A 17,841-nucleotide genomic window follows, 5' to 3' on the forward strand; every position below is an offset into this window, starting at 1 on the left:
GGGAGGGGGTGGAGATGCCTAGGTTGGCGAGGCCGTGATTTGTTGTTGGAAAAGCAGTTTTTTTGGTATTGGGGATAGCGTGCGGCAGCCACAGCTAGCCACTTGCTTCACATCTGCGCCTCCGCTTACGCTTCTTTCAAAGGACCGAGCTCCCTGCGTAGAGCTGCGGAGGTACGGGTAGGATAATATTTAGGAGCGGCCATGGAACACTTCGTACCGTTTGAGATTGCCACTTGCGAAACGGTTGAGTCGTCACAAAGGCACTACCCCCTGGACCCCGACCCAGAACGACCCTTTCATCCGTTCAGAATTCAGGATCCCTTTGGGCTGAGGAATGCCGTAGTACCCGTATTTCGGCAAGACACAAAGGGACAGCTCTTTGGGCTTGGCACTGCATTCAACATTAATCAGTTTGGCACGTTCCTTACAGCCCATCATGTCATCGACTTCTCTGAAGAAAGGGGAATGAGCCGACCGATCCTGTTTCTGAGCATGAATGCGATCCTGTTCGGCTCACTCACCATTCCCAGTGAGTGTTTTGTACCTGTAGCCGGGTATCACATAGCCATGATGGATTCTGATGACCCTATGGGGGCTTGCGAGGGAGGCAGGAGCGTAAAGTTGCCATGGATTTAGCAGTCATGCAGGCCTCTCCACTAGGTCCGCAAGTGCGCCCTCCTCAAACGGTGAGCGTGTGTATCAACGGATGGCAGCCTCAAGTCGGGGATATATTGCTTGCTGTGGGATACCCAGAATTGGACCTTTCTAAGCTCTCGGGCGACTCTCAAAAAATGCTTTTGTCGGAAGGGATGTATGGCGCATATGGACGCATTGTTGATGTGCACCTGAATGGGGTTGGCACGGCCAACCCTAGTCCGGTTATTGAGGTGGAGACTGACTGGCCACCGGGTATGAGCGGTGGTCCGGTGTTCAATCGGGCAGGAGACGTTGTTGGTATCGTTAGCCGTTCAATTCGAGCCGAAGGCAATCTTCCCGGCAGAGGTTTTGCGGTGGACCTTGGTAGGGCATACGACATCCAGCCATTTGCGCCAAGCTTGGATGCGCCAGGATGGCAGGTGTGTTGGGGTGTCTTCCTAGAAAATGAGATCGGACCTTTTAGTGTTCATGCTTCGGAGGAAGACGCGGTGTCAGCTGGAGACTTGCTCAGAAAGCCTCACCGCATCGTGAAAGTTGTAAACAAAATCGGTACCAAAGATTTTATGTCGGCGTAGAGAAAGCGTGGTTTCACCACGAAGATGGAGAAAGATGACTGATTTATTTCCAGAAAATACATCAGTCCTCTTTGTTTCTGCCTGTCCCAACATCCTGCGTGCTCCCAGCTGCCCGATGCGAGAGTTTTGCCGCAAGCCAGACGGGGCGGCTACTTTTTCAACAGAATCCGCTGAGCAGACTGGCTAATTCCTCATCACGAGCAGTATTAGCTCGGCCCAAACAGCCTGTGGACACGCTGCGACCGAATTTGTAATCTCTGCTTAAGCCATGTCGTTTTTTCTTCTTGCCTCATGTTGCGTTTCCACCGCGCCCTGCATGCCGCTGAAGGATTTTTCATGGACAAGGATCGTTATCAGACACAAGTGGTGGAAGAGTATTACACCGCTTGTGGCGTTTACTTACAGTTGGGCGTCTGGAGAGAAGTTTGGCTAACAACATTCCAAATTCAGTTATAGGTGCGGTCGCTTCCGTTATCGGGGCGTACTACTTCAGCCATTCGACGCTGAACTCGCTTTTTATGGAAAGCGGAGCCCCCGGTGACGCGCCTATTGGTAACTGCGAGACGAAGTGTTCCCTTTGGCTTAAGCGATGCAATGAAGATCCGTCAGTGGATGCGTTGGCAGTACTCGGTCAAGTCATACAAAAATTTATGGATCAAGAGCCCAACGACTGGCGTCCGGAAATCGTTATCGGTCAGAAACGGATACGTGAAAGCCTCGCAAAGAATCAGCTCACATATCAGCTAAATGGATATGTCGGGCTTGCTGGAGCAAGTCTTGCCGCTAAGACATTAGCTGACTTCCTCCGGACTGGCGACTTCGCCTCTGTTGAGGCGGAATTCAAGCGGGCAATCGGTCAACTTGAGCGTGATCCCCATGCGGCTATCACCGCGGCCTGTTCAATCATTGAGGCGACTTGCAAGACGTACATTGAGACGTTTGCTCTTGATATGCCCGCCAGCCAGACAGTCACGCCGCTTTGGCGCACGGTTCAAAGTCACTTGGGCCTTAACCTAGATCCAACGCTTCGAGATGACGAGAAGAGGATCCTTCAAGGGCTGGCGTCCATCGTGGATGGTGTTGGCGCGTATCGAACACATATTGGTTCAGCGCATGGGCGTGGCGTAAGCCCGCCGTCGCTAGCTGTGTCCGAGGCACGACTTGCGGTGAACGCATCGCACTCGTTGGTCATATTCATCATGGAGCGTTGGCACTCAGCGCGGACGCCCAACCATTCGTTCTAGCGGACTGCGTTCGGTAGCCGCTGAACTCAGAATTTATAAGTCTTATCAATTTAAGAGTAACCAATGAGCGACTATCAAGATTTATGTGAGATGTTCGGCAGAAGTCCGAATGATCCTGACTTTATCGATGACTTAATTGATGATGTTTCGGGAGATACTATTCTCGAACAGGAAGATTATGAGTGGTATGAAGAAAATGAGAACAGAAAGCACTATCAGCTATTAATAGATCAGCTGGAGAGTGTTGATTTGATTCGAGAGCTAAATGTTCCTGAGAAAGCACGATTTAGCTTTTTAGTTATGATTCACGCTCATGTGGTTTCTACGATTGAAGGGTATTTGGCTGGTGTATTTATCCATCAGGTTTGTAATTCTGAAGAGCTCACTAGAAAGCTTGTTGAAAGTGATCCGGAGTTTTCCAAGCGTAAGCTTACCCTGCGTGAGATATATCAAGAAAAAGAAACTTTAAAAGTAACCGTTGCCAGCTATCTAAAGGGTCTGATATTTCACGACATTAAAAAAATAAAGCCAATGTACGAAGTGGTGTTGAATCACAAGTTTTCAGACCTTTCTTGGTTATTTAAAGCCGTAGAAGTTCGCCACCATTGCGTACATCGTGCTGGATACAATAAAGATGGTGAAAGAGTAGATATTTCAGTTGGGTCCATCGCTGATCTGCTAAATTCCGCAAATGATTTAGCGATTGAAATTGATTCCACGGTTGACACTGTGCAACGCGAATTATAACAACTACCACAAGTCGTTTTTTCTCTCGCTCGGGTGTCAGCAAGCTACGCATCGCGAATGCCCAAAATCCAAACGTTAGGTTCTTAGAATATGCCAACTTCAAAGCCTGCATTCTTTTTTTCATCGACTCAGAGTGTAGATGACCGTCTGGGCGATATTTTTAGTTTTATTTGGGGGAGTTATGCAGGGTTGCGCGATCTTTGGTGGCAAGTAAGAGGTTTTAAAGAGCAATTCCCAGAGCTACATATCAGCGCAATTGAAAAAAAATTTCTTGCAGGCTTGCCTATGCCAGGTGGAATTGACTTTCAAAAAACATTTATAGAAAAAGATTGGAATGAGCACGAAAGGGAGTTTTCGCGCTGGATTATATTTGATGCGTGCACCCTATATGAAGGCTGGGCAGAGAAAGTATGCAAGGACATATTTACCTCATCTACCTATGAAAAAAACGCCAAGGCAATACAGTATCCTTCTGGAGTAAAGCCAAACGGTAAATTATCTGGCTATCCTATTGCAGTGAATGAGGCCAATGCCTCCGTATCAAATCTGATGAAAAATGAATTCCTTCCAACCCTTAAAAATACACACCAAAATTGTTGGAGCTATATAGATCAGCATTTGATTGCGTACAGGTTTTTCAAAGAATGTAGAAATTCATTTATTCATTCCGAAGGCATTGTGACGCAAGACATAGTCGATAGGCATGCTGAGCTGTCAGCTGTTCAGATCGTCGCACCCTCACCATTTCGCAATAATTTTATTTTGCCGAGCCAAATACTTGGTCATCGTATTGAACTGAACCTAAAAGACTGCGTTAATTTTGCTACAGTTGTTAGAAAATTGATCTGCACATTCGATGCGGCACTATCTGTTTCCATTGCAAGCGAAACTATTCTCGAGCAGCGAATTAGAAAATTAATATCAAACAATCCAAAATGGAATAGTTTGCCATCTGATTCTGTGAAAAGAGAAAGGCGAGTTCACAGGATATTAGCTGCTTCAAAAATCCCGGAACCTCAATGCTTTGCAAATATGATGGCTTGGATGAGATTAAAAAATATTATTTAAGATTTAACCTAACAATCATCTAGCAACTGGTTCAAACCGTTTGCCCGCTCTCTGCGAAAAAATAGATCAGCGCCCTTTTTCTCTAGCTGCCTGCGGCGCCAAAGGCACCTTAAAAGAAAAAAGGACTGATTTATTTTCGATTTAGAAAAAAGTGGTGGATTTGTTTTCCAGAAAATAGATCAGTCCCCTTTGTTGGTCCCTGTGTTGAGTTATAAGCTCCTACGGTTAGGGTCATAGAGAGTTACATGAAAGTAAGGCGGTAACCCCAAAGCATTTAAATTCAGTTCAGGGTGTTTGCGTTAGTGCGGCGTTCAAGGGGTTAGTTAATCGAGTTGTATCGATATTTCGTGAGAGGCCTAAATGCAATTGTCATTGACTACTTTAAACTGTCCACCAACCCAACAACGGCTACTAGACTCCTTGGTATTGCTCTATAGACGACTTGAGTCTATTTCCAAAGGTGAGGCGAGTTTTGGCGGCTTTATCGAACGGGGCGATCTAGCAGAAAAATTTCACTTGAAACTTGAAAAATATCCTCGATTGACTATGAAGTTTTTGCCGTCGGATTACAATGTCTTGGCAAACTATGCACAGATGAGTAGAGCGGACTTGTTAGCCTCTGCTACAACTCCTCTAGAGCGATTGGCAATCGCTGCTTTATGGAAACAGGAAGATCTTGGAAAAATTGGATATATCGCAGCGGGAATTGTTGAGAGTGCAAGTGTCGGCGATAGCAATATAACTGGCTCTGCAGCTCCTGTTTTTAGGCAGTTTGGCCGACACCTAGCCAATCCGGATGCCCAACCGATAGCCGACCAACACAGCTTGCGAGCCTACAGATATCTGCTAAACCGAGATCTTTCTGATAGTCGACATAGACTTGGCACTGTCAAGATGGAGGAGGTCAAAAGTTACGTAGAGTGGGTGCGGGCTCTATCTAATTGCAATGTATCTAGTTCTCGTGCGGATCAAATGTATAAATTTGATAGGTCTATGTTTTCGCTCGGCAAGGCAACAAAATTTTTTATCGATGCAGTGGTTCCAACTCCTAAGACGAATAATGTTAAAAAAAAGGGCAAAAAAGGGGGGTGATTTATTTCCATAAATAAATCAGCCCACTTTATTGGTCCTTTTGTTACATGTGAAAATAGATCCGTCTTTGTCACCATTTTATTAGAATCTTACTAGGAGCGAACATGACGATACCGACGCCATGGGCGGTAGTCTTCAAAGCCCTTGTGTGGAGCTGGCACCGCGTTACCAAAGCACTGTTTTATAAAACCTACTTTGAGGCTCATCAGCGATGGGCCAGCCGTAATCGGCTAGGTGCTCGCTGGCAAAAGCTTGGTCAGCATGTTGAGTACTCTCTTTACCTTCCAAACCCAACTGACGCGGAGCCCCGGGTACCCAAGGTCGCATTTCGATCTGTTAACACTGATGTGGCGAAATTCGAATGTGTATTTGAGGCAGAGGGCGCGGGAGTTCGCTATCAGGATGCGCTAAGTGTGTATGACCTCGATCGCTCCCCGATTGTTTTCAACCTAAAAAGTATCCCTTCGCAAGATTTTCTGTCTCACCACCACAACATCCGATTCTCCTTGGAACACTACCAATTTCGAAGGTGCTCCGTTTTTGTGGACGGTAGCCAACTCGAGGAGTTCGATTCTCTAACTTCGTACCTCACTCACAACTGGTTAATGAATGACACTTGGAGTCGGCGATGGGGTACTTTTTGGAATTGCAATTCGATCACGTATGCGAAGAGAGAGATTGAGATTTACTGGAAGTGGGGGTTTGGCGCCCGTGGCGGATCTTTTTACACACCTCTACTTTGGCGCAAAGCATTGGCTTGGATTATGTTTAGACCATGGATTCTAACGATTCAGTTTTGGGCTGCAATCTGGTCACGACAGTTCATATTGGATGAAAACGATCGGTTGCGACGGCGGAGACTTTAAGATGAGTAACATCAGTTTTTTCGTAAGCGCTTCGGTGAGAATGTTAGGGAAGGAGGTTTCGGGACCTTCAGAAATTTTGCGTGTGGACCGTTACCGGTCCACACGAAAAAAAACTGACACTCTCCAACTGCTTCCTCCGCCGGTGCCACAGCAATGGAAAAGCTTTTAATCGCAGTAACCTTCGCCGTAGTAACAATACTCTATGTCGGCTACTACGAAGCCCTTGAGGACGGAGACATCGAAACCATTGTCTTCATCAAGAAGCATCCGATGTTTCAGATGAAGTTCTACAACATCCACGCCAACGATGGAGAGATCAGGAAGGTAGAGCGCCTGACGGCAGAGGAGCGGGGGTGGATTATTGATTACTGCAGGTATCGCTTGGGAATCGACACTGACCTGAAGACTCAGGATGACGTCGAGATGTGTCGAAAAAAATAGAATTGCTCACTTGGCCGAGGTCGTCAGTTACACCTGACAACCTCGGCCATTTTCTTTCGGCTGTTGATCTAAAGCGCTCAGCCGCTTACGCCTTCACCTCAACATGATCCAACGCCTGATTCACCGCCAACTCGCTCAACATCACCAACTGCGCAATCCCAATCGCGGTTTTGCGATGAGCAGGCTCGAGAGTGGCGGCGAAGTTGTTGAGCATTTCGCTCGCCGATCCCAGTGATTCACTGGCGTTGGCGAGGAGGGATTCGGTGTTGTACGCCGGATTGGCCAGGTACATGGGGTCGTGTTTGTGGTGGCTGCCCATGATGCGTTGTTGTGGGGTGAGGTAGTGGTCGAGGGCGCGTTCGGCGGCTTCGTTGAGGGTTCGGGAATCAGGGAATTTGTAGGGGGATACCGGATCGGTTTCAGGGGGATTGGGCGTCGGTTTGAACATAGATGAAACTCCTCATGCTTCAAAAAGGGAGGCCATCCAATTTCGCTACCAAACGAAGGTGGCGGCCATGCTCAGGTTGGTAGACCGGCACATGAGGAACCCGGCGCACCCGAAGGTGCCCTGTGCATGACCACCATAAAGCCGAGACGAAACGACGCCGCGAATGGTGATGCTGTGCAACTCTCATGTGCAGGCTACCAAACCCGATCACTGTTTTTCAGTGACCCGGAAACGATAAGACCCGCGCACTAGACGCACAAGCCGGCGGATTCTGGCGTAGTCGTAGGTAATGACGCAAGGTTGTGTAGCCTTGGGGACGTTACGGTTGGTGTCTTTTAAACGGGGTTTTTGGGAGGCGTTAAACGGGTGGGTCAAGAGCGGCCCTCACCCCAGCCCTCTCCCGGAGGGAGAGGGGGCCGACCGAGGTTTCTGGCGTTGTACATCGACCTGGGCGACCGCGTTGATTATGAGTTTGGAGGCGGGCGTTTGAGTTGATTATGGGTTCAACGCGGTGTGTGCGTGGTGGTGAAGATTTTCAGGTGGTTGTCGGAAGTATCTCTCGGTCAATTCTGCTGCATACCAGCGGTCTGACGTTTCGGGAGGGCTAGGGATTTTCGGGGCGGCTGAGTAACGTCTCCAGCCGAGCCAGCGGCGGCGCATCTTGGTTGCGGTCAAACACCTGAACTCCAACCTTGAGCAACCGTCCATTCTCTGCCGCTGCGATCACCTGCTCACACCGCAACAACAACCGCCCCTGATCACACTCCATCGCCTTAACCCCCATCGGCAATTTCCCTTCCAACCGAAGTTCAGCCATCCGACTCTGCGCCGCAATCATCGCAATCGAACGATCCCGCAAAACCCCGCTGCTCTGCGTCATCAACCCCGCCACGCGCACGGCGGCGGACATGGCGACGGCGATGATCGCCAGTGCGACGAGCACTTCAATCAGGGTGAATCCGGCTTGCGGGGAGGGGGTGCGCATCGGGGGCTCGGGCAGTCGGGCAGCCCTTGACGCTAACGCCCGTGCTTGACGGCTTGACGACGAAAACACCCGAGGATTTTCAACATCCCTGACATATCTTCTTGCAACACTGCGCGTCGAATCGAATCAAGCCAGGGAATGACGAGATGGATATCGCGCAGTTCAAACAGCCCAATCGACCGAGCCGGATGCCCCGTGGGCAGCAGGGTTTCACGTTGATCGAGATCATGGTGGTCGTGGTGATTCTCGGGATTCTGGCGGCGATGGTGGTGCCCAAGGTGCTCGACCGGCCGGATCAGGCGCGGGCCACGGCAGCGAAGCAGGACATTGGCGGGTTGATGCAGGCGCTGAAGCTGTATCGCCTCGATCACGGCACTTACCCGAGCCAGAGCCAGGGCCTGAAGGTGCTGGTGGAGCGGCCGACCGATGCGAAGAACAGCAACTGGCGCTCGTACCTGGAGCGCCTGCCGAATGACCCGTGGGGTCGTCCTTATCAGTACCTCAATCCCGGTGCCAACGGCGAGATCGACATTTTTTCCCTCGGCGCCGACGGCCAGCCTGACGGCGACGGCGTGAATGCCGACATCGGTTCCTGGCAGTTGTAAGGCCGGTCATGAACAGCCAATCGAACCAGCAGGGGATGGCGATCATCAGTGCGCTGCTGATTGCGGCGGTGGTCGCGGTGATCGCCGCCGGCATGCTGACCCGCCAGAGCGTTTCGACCCGGGCGCTGGAAGCCGAACAACTGCGGGTGCAGGGCCGTTGGGTGCTGCACGGCGGGTTGGAGATCAGCCGGCAATTATTGTGGGACGCCCGGCAGCGCGATCCGTTGACCCGACTCGATCAACCGTGGGCGCAGCGGTTGAACACTCAGGGTTTCGAGGGGTGGCTGGAGGACGAGCAGGGCAAGTTCAACCTGCGCAATCTGGTGGCCAACGAGCGGATCGATGACGCGCAGGTGCAGGCGTTCGAGCGTTTGTGCGAGTTGATCGGTGTCAGCACTGGCTTGAGCCGGCGCATCAGTCAGCGGGTGATCGGCTCTTATCCGCACCTGTTGAATGCCCAAGTGGTGGACAAGCCTGTGACGAAAAATACGTTCGACAGCGGGCGCGCCACGTCGCCGTCCGCGTCGCGCAAACCGCAATCGCCGACCTTGCCGATGCTGCGCACGCTTGACGATTTGCGCAGTGTCGACGGGGTCAACGATGCGCTGTTGGCGAAGCTCGCGCCGTACCTGACGGTGATTCCGGCGACCACCTGGCTCAATGGCAACACCGCCACGGCGCCGGTGCTCGCGGCGTATGTGCCGGGGTTGTCGCTGGAGCGGGCGCAGGCGTTGATCAATGAGCGTGACGCCGGGCGCTGGTTTATCAATCGCGGGGATTTCGTCAATCGCCTGCGCTTGCCGCAACTGGAGATCACCAGCGTCAAGGTCGGCATCACCAGCGACTGGTTCCGGTTGCGCGGGCAGGCGCGGCGGGATCAGCGGCGGGTCAGCCTCGATGCGTTGCTGCATCGCAGTGAAGACCGTTTGCCGCAAGTGATCTGGTCGCGGGTGGGCGTATGAGCCCGTTGCGCGTGAGTCTGCCACCGCTGGCGGAGCTGAGTCTCGACAGTGAAGTGGATTGTGCGTGGCCGGATCGTCAGGGGCAGGTCACACGCCAGGAACGTGTGCGGCTCGGTGCGCTGCCGAAGCAACCGCTGGTGTGCTTTCTGCACCCGTCGGACAGCCTGCTGGCGAGCATTGATCTGCCGCCGCTCCCCGCGAACAAAACCGCTGCGGCTGTGCAATGTGCGGCGCAGGCGTTGATGCTCGGCGACAGCGCCGAGATGCACATCGCTCACAGTGCTCGTAATGAAAGCGGCCAGGTGCAGATTGCCTGGGTAGCACGCAAGGATTTGCAGCACCTCGGGCAATTCGGCCTGAACCTCAAAGGCCTGTACCCAGCGGCTTACAGCTTGCCGGTGATGGCCGGCGGCGTTGGCTGCCTGCACGACGATCATCTGTTGCTGCGCCACGGCCCGAATGCGGCGCAGGTGCAGCCGATGATCGATGAAGCGTGGTTGCTGGAAACCGGTCTGCCGGCGCACTGGATCGGTGACGGCGCACCTGAAGCGGTGCAATCGACATTGGCCGACTCGCAACGCTGCTCCGGCCCGTTGCCGAACTGGGGCCTGCACGGCGGCCTTCAGCAACCGGGCACTGAGCATCGCGGTTGGGGCCGGGCGCTCGGTTGCTGTGCGCTGGCGCTGGCGGTGTGGGTGATCGGTTTGAATCTGTACGCCGCTCGCGAGGCCGGGCAGGGTCAGCAACTCAAGGCACAAATGGCGCAGCGGGTGAAGCAGGCGTTCCCCGAGTTGCCGGTGATCCTCAATCCGCTGCAACAGGCGCGTCAGCAAATCGCGGCGCGCCAGCAAGGCGCGGTGGATGCGCCGGGGCAGGATTTCACGCGGCTGGTGTCGCAGGCCGGCAGTGGCATGCCGTCCATGGCGGGCACGGTGCAGCGGCTGGAGTTTGTCGACGGCGCGTTGCAACTGAGTCTGTTGCCCGAGGCGCGGCGTTCGGGCAACGACAAGGATTGGCAAGGCACGCTGGCCCAGGCCGGTATCAGCATCAGCCCGAATGACGACGGCTGGGTCCTGCGCCCGGCCAGCGAGGCGACCGCCGCCAGCGACAACGACGACACCAGCGGAGCCGAAGATGAATAGCCCATCGCTTGCGAAATACCGCGCCGGTTGGCAGCGCTTCAACGCTCAGTTGCAGGCCCGTTGGCAGCCCTTGGCGCGGCGGGAAAAACGCATGGTCTGCGGCATGGCGGCGCTGTTGTTGGGACTGTTTGTGTGGGTGGCGTTGATTCAGCCGCCGCTGAAGAAGATTGCCGTATCGCAAGTCGAAATCCCGAAATTGCGCGCCCAGGCCGAAGCGCTGGAAGTGCTGTTGCGCGACGTCAGCGTGCGCCCCGACGGGCAGAACCTGGAGCAGTCGCTGCAACAAACCTTGCAGGCCAGCGGACTGGGCGGCCATTACCAATTGGCGGCCGTGTCCGCCGGCTGGCAGTTGACCTTCGACGCGGCACCGGCCGACGCCGTGCTCGACTGGCTGCTGAGCCAACCGCGGATTTTTTCACTGCAAGTGGTCGAGGCCCGTCTGCAACGCGCAGACGACGCCGCGACCGATGACACCGCCGGCACTCTGTCGGGCACCGTACGCATGGATCAGGCGCTGGGCGCTAAGGAAGCTTCATGAAGGGGTCAGGATCCAAACGCATGGCGTTGCCGATGCTGTTGATGGCATTGAGCGCGTGCAGCAACACCACGCCACCGAATCAACCGCCGCTGTTGGTGGACAGCGAACTCGGCCGGCCGCTGGCCAACACCCAGCGCAGTGGCGACGCGGTGCTCGACCGCGAGCGCGCGCAAGCTCAGGTCAAACCTGCGCCGAAGCAATTGCACAACATCACCGAACGCGCCCGCAGCGGCGGCTCGGCGCGTGGCACGACGTTGCCGACCAATCCGTTGGGCGATCAACCGGTGACGCTGAATTTTGTCGACGCGGATATTCAAGCGGTGGTGCGGGCGTTGTCGCGCTCGACCGGCCAGCAGTTTCTGGTCGACCCTCGGGTCAAGGGCAACCTGACGCTGGTCTCCGAAGGCCAGGTGCCGGCGCATCAGGCTTACGACATGTTGCTGGCGGCGCTGCGCATGCAGGGTTTCAGCGTGGTGGACGTCGGCGGCGTGGCGCAGGTAGTGCCGGAGGCCGACGCCAAACTGCTCGGCGGGCCGATCTACAGCGCCGACAAACCGGCCGGCAACGGCATGCTCACTCGCACGTTCCGCCTGCAATACGAGAACGCGGTGAACCTGATCCCGGTGCTGCGCCCGATCGTGTCGCCGAACAATCCGATCAACGCCTATCCGGGCAACAACACCATCGTCGTCACCGATTACGCCGAGAACCTGACGCGGGTCGCGCAACTGATTCAAGGCATCGACACCCCGAGCGCCATCGACACCGACGTGGTGCAGATCCAGAACGGCATCGCCGCCGACATCGCGCCGATGGTCGCCGACCTGCTCGACGCACCGGGCAACGATCCAACCCAGAAAATCGCGGTGATCGGCGACCCGCGCTCCAACACCATCATCATCCGCGCCGGCAGCCCCGAGCGTACGGAGTTGGCGCGCAACCTGATCTACAAACTCGACAACGCCCAGAGCAATCCGAGCAACCTGCACGTGGTGTACCTGCGCAACGCTCAGGCCGGCAAACTGGCCCAGGCCCTGCGCGGTTTATTGACCGGCGAGAGCGACAGCGGCACCAGCGACAATGCGCGTTCGGTGCTCAGCAACATGGGCAGTTCCACCAACTCGGGCGGTGGGCAGAACGGCCAGGGCGGCACGCAAACCACCGGCAGCACGTCGACCACCAACAGCGGCAGCACCGGCGGCAGTTACGCCCAGGGCAGCGGCGCCACCAGCGGCAGCGGTAATGCGCAAAGCAGCGAACAGAACGTGGCCTTCAGCGCTGGTGGCGTGACTATTCAGGCCGACGCGACCACCAACACCTTGCTGATTTCCGCGCCGGAGCCGTTGTACCGCAACCTGCGCGAAGTCATCGACCTGCTCGACCAGCGCCGCGCGCAAGTAGTGATTGAAAGCCTGATCGTTGAAGTCGGCGAGGACGACGCCAGCGAATTCGGCGTGCAATGGCAGACCGGCAATCTCGGCGGCAAAGGCGTGATCGGCGGCGCCAACCTTGGCGGTTCGGGGATCAACGTCAACGGCAAGACCAGCCTCGATGTGCTGCCGCAAGGTCTTAACCTCGGCTACGTCAACGGCACGGTCGACATCCCCGGCATCGGCAAGATTCTCGACCTGAAAGTGCTGGCCCGGGCGCTGAAGAGCAAGGGCGGCACCAACGTGCTGTCGACGCCGAACCTGCTGACCCTGGACAACGAAGCGGCGAGCATTTTCGTCGGCCAGACCATCCCGTTTGTCAGCGGCAGTTACGTCACCGGCGGCGGGGGCACCAGCAACAACCCGTTCCAGACCGTGACTCGCGAAGAGGTCGGTTTGAAGCTCAACGTACGGCCGCAGATTTCCGAGGGCGGCACGGTCAAGCTCGACATCTATCAGGAAGTCAGCAGCATCGACGAGCGCGCCTCGGCGGCGGCCAATTCGGCGGGGATCGTCACCAGCAAACGCGCGCTCGACACCAGCATCCTGCTCGATGACGGACAGATCATGGTGCTCGGCGGTCTGCTGCAGGATGGCTACAGCCAGAGCAATGACGCGGTGCCGTGGCTCTCGAATATTCCAGGGCTGGGCGCACTGTTTCGCAACGAGCGCCGCTCGATCACCAAGACCAACCTGATGGTGTTCCTGCGCCCGTATATCATCCGCGACAGCGCGGCGGGGCGCAGCATCACGCTCAACCGTTACGATTTCATGCGCCGCGCCCAAGGCGGTCTGCAACCGGAGCGCAGCTGGGCGATGCCGGACATGCAGGCGCCGCAATTGCCGGCCACCGCCCAAGGCGTGCCGGCACCGGTGTCCGGCCCCCGCGCGACGATCAAAGCGGTGCCGCTGCAATGAGCGCATTGCCTTACGCCTGGGCCAAGGCGCAGCGGATTCTGCTGCGCGACGGCGTGCTGACGGTATGCCCGTCGACGCCGGGCTGGTCGATCAGCGAAGTACGGCGGCAGTTCGGCGCGGCGAGGCTTGAGCGGGTGCGCGATGACGAGCTCGACGGCCTGCTGGCCACGGCCTACGCCGACACCGGCAGCGCGGCGGCGGTGGTTGGTGCGGCGGAAAACGAAGTCGACCTCGACCGCCTGATGCAGGACATGCCGGAAATCACCGACCTGCTCGACACCCAGGACGGCGCGCCGGTGATCCGCATGATCAACGCCTTGCTCACCCAAGCGGCGCGGGACGAGGCCAGCGATATTCACATCGAACCGTTCGAAACCCATTCGGTGGTGCGCTACCGGGTCGACGGCACCCTGCGCGACGTGGTCTCGCCACGCAAGGCATTGCACGGCGCGCTGGTGTCGCGGATCAAGATCATGGCCCAGCTCGATATCGCCGAAAAACGCCTGCCGCAGGACGGCCGCATTGCATTGCGTGTAGCGGGGCGGCCAATCGACATTCGTGTTTCCACCGTGCCCACCGGCCATGGCGAGCGAGTGGTGATGCGTCTGCTGGACAAACAGGCCGGGCGCCTGCATCTGGAAACCTTGGGCATGGACGCGCAAGTGCTGGCCAAACTCGATCACCTGATCCGCCAGCCCCACGGCATCGTGCTGGTCACCGGCCCGACCGGTAGCGGCAAGACGACGAGTTTGTATGCGGCGCTGGCGCGACTGGATGCGAGTACCAGCAACATCCTCACCGTGGAAGACCCGGTGGAGTACGACCTGCCGGGCATCAGCCAGATTCAGGTCAACGCCAAGATCGACATGACCTTCGCCCTCGCGCTACGCGCCATTTTGAGGCAGGACCCGGACATCATCATGATCGGCGAGATCCGCGACCTCGAAACCGCGCAGATTGCGGTGCAGGCTTCGTTGACCGGTCACCTGGTGCTGGCGACGTTGCACACTAACGACGCGGTGTCGGCGGTCAACCGCTTGGTCGACATGGGCGTCGAGCCGTTTCTGCTGGCCTCGTCGATGCTCGGCGTTCTGGCCCAGCGCTTGGTGCGGCGCCTGTGCAATCAGTGCAAACAGGAAGACCCGGCCACGCCCGGCACCTGGCGCCCGGTGGGCTGTGCGGCGTGCAATCACACCGGTTACAGCGGCCGGACCGGCATTCACGAGTTGTTCTGCATCGATGACGACATCCGCACCCTGATTCACCAAGGGGCAGGGGAGCAGGCGTTGCGCGCAGCGGCGAGCAAGGCCGGGATGTTCAGCCTGCGCGAGGACGGCGAGCGCTGGATCCGCAGCGGTGCCACGGCGCCTGAAGAAATCCTTCGTGTGACACGGGACGCCTGATGAATCGCTATCGTTTTGAGGCCGCCGATGCCAGCGGCAAGATCGAGTCCGGGCATCTGGAGGCGGAGAGTCAGGGCGCGGCGTTTGGCGTGCTGCGTGGTCGTGGTTTGACGGCATTGTCGGTGGAGAAGGAAAGCAATGTCTCCCAGCACGGCGGCGGTGGAATGTTCAGCGCCAGGCTGTCGGATAACGATCTGGCGTGGGCCACCCGGCAGCTGTCGAGCCTGCTCGGCGCCAGCCTCCCGTTGGAGGCTGCGCTGAGTGCCACCGTCGAACAGGCCGAAAAAAAGCACATCGCCCACACCCTAAGCGCCGTGCGCGCCGATGTGCGCAGCGGCATGCGCCTGGCCGAAGCGCTGGCGGCGCGGCCACGGGATTTTCCGGAGATTTACCGGGCGCTGATTGCAGCAGGTGAGGAGTCCGGGGATCTGGCGCAGGTGATGGAGCGGCTGGCGGATTACATCGAGGAACGCAACAACTTGCGCGGCAAGATTCTCACTGCGTTCATCTATCCGGGCGTGGTCGGGCTGGTGTCGATCGGCATTGTGATTTTCCTGCTGAGTTACGTGGTGCCGCAGGTGGTCAGCGCGTTTTCCCAGGCGCGCCAGGATCTCCCAGGGCTGACTTTGGCGATGCTCAATGCCAGTGATTTCATTCGTGCGTGGGGCTGGTTGTGCGCGGGCGTCATGGCCGGTGCGTTCTGGAGCTGGCGTCTGTATTTGCGCAATCCGGCGGCGCGCTTGAGTTGGCATCATCGGGTACTGAAGCTGCCGCTGATCGGGCGCTTTGTGCTGGGGCTGAACACCGCGCGGTTCGCCTCGACGCTGGCGATTCTCGGCGGCGCCGGGGTGCCGTTGTTGCGCGCGTTGGAAGCGGCGCGGCAGACCTTGTCCAATGATCGTCTGAGCCTGAGCGTCAATGAGGCCACTGCCAAGGTGCGCGAGGGCGTCAACCTGGCAGCAGCGCTGAAAGTGGAAAACGTGTTCCCGCCGGTGCTGATTCACCTGATCGCCAGCGGCGAGAAAACCGGCGGGCTGCCACCGATGCTTGAACGCGCTGCGCAGACCCTGTCACGCGATATCGAGCGCCGGGCGATGGGCATGACCGCGTTGCTTGAGCCGCTGATGATTGTGGTGATGGGCGGGGTGGTGTTGGTGATCGTGATGGCGGTGCTGTTGCCGATCATCGAGATCAACCAGTTGGTGCAGTAGTTTTCTCAACTTTTTTTACCGGCGTCTGATCTCACCCGAGCGCCAAAAACAGCATCCTCGGGTTCTCCTTTCTGTCATCTGCAACGGCCCTTCAAGGGCTGTGGCCGATTCCCTCGAAAAGCTTGCCGTAGACACTCCGCACAACCCCCGGAACACCCGAGAAAATCCCTCAAAAATCACCTCGCACCTCCCGAGGTTTTTTCCTTTATCTGTCACCGGAAACTGCGAATTTCTCAGTGCGACTTAACCCCGGACCCCGCTTGCGAAGGTCAGCGGTGAGTCCTCCCAGCGTCATGCAAGACCCCTGAAAACCTGTGTTCACAACCAACGTTGAAAAGGAGATTCTTCATGTTCAAGCGCACTCTGATCGCAGCTTCCCTGACCGTTGCCGCTCTGGCTTCCGCTCAAGCCATGGCCGTTACCGGTGGTGGTGCAACCCTGCCAGCCGCTCTGTACAAAGGTTCGTCCGACAGCATCCTGCCAGCCAACTTCAGCTACGCTGCCATCGGCAGCGGCGGTGGCAAGACCGCTTTCCTGACCAACAACCCGGCTGGCTTCAGCACCACTGGCACTGTGCACTTCGCCGGTAGCGACTCGATCCTCAGCGCTTCGGAACTCAGCACCTACAGCAGCACCTACGGCGCTTCGTTCGGCCCGCTGATTCAACTGCCTTCGGTTGCCACTTCGGTTGCCATCCCTTACAAAAAAGCCGGTCAGACCGCTCTGAACCTGACCAGCGCTCAACTGTGCGACGTGTTCTCCGGCGCCAAAACCACTTGGGGTGCTGTACTGGGCACTTCCGACACCACCGCCATCCGCGTTGTTTATCGCAACGTTTCCAGCGGCACTTCGGAAATCCTGACCCGTCACCTGAACGCCGTCTGCCCGACTCAGTTCGCCACCAGCACCACCTTCACCGCCGCTCGTATCGGTGGCATCGCGCTGCCTTCGAACTGGGTCGGCGTTGCCAACACTTCCGATGTCGCCACTGCCGTGAACGCAGTTGACGGCTCCATCGGTTACGTCGGTCCGGACGGTGTAGATGCCACCAGCAACGCTGTTGTTGCCCGCGTCAACGGTGTTCAGCCGACTTCGGCCAACGTCAACCTGGCACTGGCATCGGTTACCGCTCCTTCGACCGCTGCCCAGGCTGCCAACCCGGCCAACTGGTCGCCAGTGGTTGCCAACCCGGCTCTGGGTTACAAGCTCGCTGCCTACACCAACTTCATCTTCGGTCAATGCTACAAGGATGCAGCCGTGGCCGCCGACGTCAAAGCCTTCCTGACCAAGCACTACAGCATCCCGGGCAACAACGCCGCGACTCAGGCTCACAAGTTCGTCGCAGTGCCTGATTCCTGGAAAAACGCTGTAACCGCCAACTTCATCACCAACACCTCGGGCAACAACCTGGACATCAACAACACCACCGTGTGCAACACCATCGGTCGTCCTTTGTAAGCTCGCGCAGTCGTAACAGAAATGGCGGCAACCTTCGGGTTGCCGCCATTT

Annotated in this window: 16 protein-coding genes; 14 read left to right on the plus strand and 2 right to left on the minus strand. The window is 56.8% G+C overall.

The features are described 5' to 3' along the window. The first annotated feature begins 626 nt into the window (after positions 1-626). The 6 genes from L6D74_RS03700 to L6D74_RS03725 all read left to right on the plus strand — a co-directional run bounded on the left by L6D74_RS03700 (position 627) and on the right by L6D74_RS03725 (position 6,690). Complete coding sequence (locus L6D74_RS03700) at positions 627-1,232, plus strand: S1 family peptidase (RefSeq protein WP_236187698.1); 606 nt, start codon at positions 627-629, stop codon at positions 1,230-1,232. Positions 1,233-1,657: 425 nt separating this feature from the next. After that, positions 1,658-2,476, plus strand: coding sequence for an abortive infection family protein (locus L6D74_RS03705; RefSeq protein WP_236187699.1), 819 nt, complete (start codon positions 1,658-1,660; stop codon positions 2,474-2,476). 63 nt (positions 2,477-2,539) lie between these two features. Continuing rightward, complete coding sequence (locus L6D74_RS03710) at positions 2,540-3,223, plus strand: hypothetical protein (RefSeq protein ID WP_236187700.1); 684 nt, start codon at positions 2,540-2,542, stop codon at positions 3,221-3,223. A gap of 90 nt (positions 3,224-3,313) precedes the next feature. Then, complete coding sequence (locus L6D74_RS03715) at positions 3,314-4,291, plus strand: hypothetical protein (protein WP_236187701.1); 978 nt, start codon at positions 3,314-3,316, stop codon at positions 4,289-4,291. 360 nt (positions 4,292-4,651) lie between these two features. Continuing rightward, positions 4,652-5,383: a hypothetical protein gene (locus L6D74_RS03720; protein WP_236187702.1), complete on the plus strand. Its 732-nt coding sequence runs from the start codon at positions 4,652-4,654 to the stop codon at positions 5,381-5,383. A 1,019-nt stretch (positions 5,384-6,402) separates the two neighbouring features. Beyond that, on the plus strand, positions 6,403-6,690 hold the full coding sequence (locus tag L6D74_RS03725) for a hypothetical protein (protein ID WP_236187703.1): 288 nt from the start codon (positions 6,403-6,405) through the stop codon (positions 6,688-6,690). 85 nt (positions 6,691-6,775) lie between these two features. Here L6D74_RS03725 and L6D74_RS03730 read toward each other — a convergent pair whose 3' ends face one another. Next, positions 6,776-7,138 carry a DUF6124 family protein gene (locus L6D74_RS03730; RefSeq protein ID WP_007959368.1) on the minus strand — a complete coding sequence of 121 codons (363 nt, stop codon included), beginning with the start codon at positions 7,136-7,138 and terminating at the stop codon, positions 6,776-6,778. Between the two features lie 604 nt (positions 7,139-7,742). Continuing rightward, positions 7,743-8,123 (minus strand): type II secretion system minor pseudopilin GspI, encoded by a 381-nt coding sequence (gene gspI, locus L6D74_RS03735; protein ID WP_236187704.1) that lies wholly within the window; start codon positions 8,121-8,123, stop codon positions 7,743-7,745. A 146-nt stretch (positions 8,124-8,269) separates the two neighbouring features. Here gspI and gspG point away from each other — a divergent pair, with 146 nt between their 5' ends. From gspG to L6D74_RS03775, 8 genes are all read left to right on the plus strand, one after another. Beyond that, positions 8,270-8,728 carry a type II secretion system major pseudopilin GspG gene (gspG, locus tag L6D74_RS03740; RefSeq protein WP_276574940.1) on the plus strand — a complete coding sequence of 153 codons (459 nt, stop codon included), beginning with the start codon at positions 8,270-8,272 and terminating at the stop codon, positions 8,726-8,728. An 8-nt stretch (positions 8,729-8,736) separates the two neighbouring features. After that, on the plus strand, positions 8,737-9,690 hold the full coding sequence (gspK, locus tag L6D74_RS03745; RefSeq protein ID WP_236187705.1) for a type II secretion system minor pseudopilin GspK: 954 nt from the start codon (positions 8,737-8,739) through the stop codon (positions 9,688-9,690). Next, positions 9,687-10,832 (plus strand): type II secretion system protein GspL, encoded by a 1,146-nt coding sequence (gene gspL / locus L6D74_RS03750; RefSeq protein ID WP_236187706.1) that lies wholly within the window; start codon positions 9,687-9,689, stop codon positions 10,830-10,832. The genes gspK and gspL overlap by 4 nt, the downstream gene beginning before the upstream one ends. Continuing rightward, the gene (gspM, locus tag L6D74_RS03755; RefSeq protein WP_236187707.1) at positions 10,825-11,370 is read left to right on the plus strand and encodes a type II secretion system protein GspM; all 546 of its coding nucleotides are present in this window, start codon (positions 10,825-10,827) and stop codon (positions 11,368-11,370) included. Before gspL ends, gspM begins: the two co-directional genes overlap by 8 nt. After that, positions 11,367-13,718, plus strand: a complete 2,352-nt coding sequence (gene gspD, locus L6D74_RS03760) for a type II secretion system secretin GspD (protein WP_236187708.1) — start codon at positions 11,367-11,369, stop codon at positions 13,716-13,718. Before gspM ends, gspD begins: the two co-directional genes overlap by 4 nt. Continuing rightward, positions 13,715-15,121: a type II secretion system ATPase GspE gene (gspE, locus tag L6D74_RS03765; RefSeq protein ID WP_085646839.1), complete on the plus strand. Its 1,407-nt coding sequence runs from the start codon at positions 13,715-13,717 to the stop codon at positions 15,119-15,121. The genes gspD and gspE overlap by 4 nt, the downstream gene beginning before the upstream one ends. Beyond that, entirely contained in the window at positions 15,121-16,332 is a 1,212-nt protein-coding gene (gene gspF, locus L6D74_RS03770; RefSeq protein ID WP_236187709.1) for a type II secretion system inner membrane protein GspF, read from the plus strand. The genes gspE and gspF overlap by 1 nt, the downstream gene beginning before the upstream one ends. Positions 16,333-16,680: 348 nt before the next feature. Further along, entirely contained in the window at positions 16,681-17,790 is a 1,110-nt protein-coding gene (locus L6D74_RS03775; RefSeq protein WP_085610499.1) for a substrate-binding domain-containing protein, read from the plus strand. Positions 17,791-17,841: the final 51 nt, after the last annotated feature.

It is taken from the genome of Pseudomonas pharyngis, assembly GCF_021602345.1.
Classification (GTDB): Bacteria; Pseudomonadota; Gammaproteobacteria; order Pseudomonadales; family Pseudomonadaceae; genus Aquipseudomonas; species Aquipseudomonas pharyngis.

What these genes read in the sequence shown, in the direction of transcription:
- L6D74_RS03715 (WP_236187701.1), top strand. Translation starts at nt 3,314, where the DNA reads ATGCCAACTTCAAAGCCTGCATTCTTTTTTTCATCGACTCAGAGTGTA.
- gspM (WP_236187707.1), top strand. Translation starts at nt 10,825, where the DNA reads ATGAATAGCCCATCGCTTGCGAAATACCGCGCCGGTTGGCAGCGCTTC.
- L6D74_RS03710 (WP_236187700.1), top strand. Translation starts at nt 2,540, where the DNA reads ATGAGCGACTATCAAGATTTATGTGAGATGTTCGGCAGAAGTCCGAAT.
- L6D74_RS03720 (WP_236187702.1), top strand. Translation starts at nt 4,652, where the DNA reads ATGCAATTGTCATTGACTACTTTAAACTGTCCACCAACCCAACAACGG.
- gspI (WP_236187704.1), bottom strand. Translation starts at nt 8,123, where the DNA reads ATGCGCACCCCCTCCCCGCAAGCCGGATTCACCCTGATTGAAGTGCTC.
- L6D74_RS03775 (WP_085610499.1), top strand. Translation starts at nt 16,681, where the DNA reads ATGTTCAAGCGCACTCTGATCGCAGCTTCCCTGACCGTTGCCGCTCTG.
- gspD (WP_236187708.1), top strand. Translation starts at nt 11,367, where the DNA reads ATGAAGGGGTCAGGATCCAAACGCATGGCGTTGCCGATGCTGTTGATG.
- gspK (WP_236187705.1), top strand. Translation starts at nt 8,737, where the DNA reads ATGAACAGCCAATCGAACCAGCAGGGGATGGCGATCATCAGTGCGCTG.
- gspF (WP_236187709.1), top strand. Translation starts at nt 15,121, where the DNA reads ATGAATCGCTATCGTTTTGAGGCCGCCGATGCCAGCGGCAAGATCGAG.
- L6D74_RS03725 (WP_236187703.1), top strand. Translation starts at nt 6,403, where the DNA reads ATGGAAAAGCTTTTAATCGCAGTAACCTTCGCCGTAGTAACAATACTC.
- gspE (WP_085646839.1), top strand. Translation starts at nt 13,715, where the DNA reads ATGAGCGCATTGCCTTACGCCTGGGCCAAGGCGCAGCGGATTCTGCTG.
- L6D74_RS03730 (WP_007959368.1), bottom strand. Translation starts at nt 7,138, where the DNA reads ATGTTCAAACCGACGCCCAATCCCCCTGAAACCGATCCGGTATCCCCC.
- gspL (WP_236187706.1), top strand. Translation starts at nt 9,687, where the DNA reads ATGAGCCCGTTGCGCGTGAGTCTGCCACCGCTGGCGGAGCTGAGTCTC.
- L6D74_RS03700 (WP_236187698.1), top strand. Translation starts at nt 627, where the DNA reads ATGGATTTAGCAGTCATGCAGGCCTCTCCACTAGGTCCGCAAGTGCGC.
- gspG (WP_276574940.1), top strand. Translation starts at nt 8,270, where the DNA reads ATGGATATCGCGCAGTTCAAACAGCCCAATCGACCGAGCCGGATGCCC.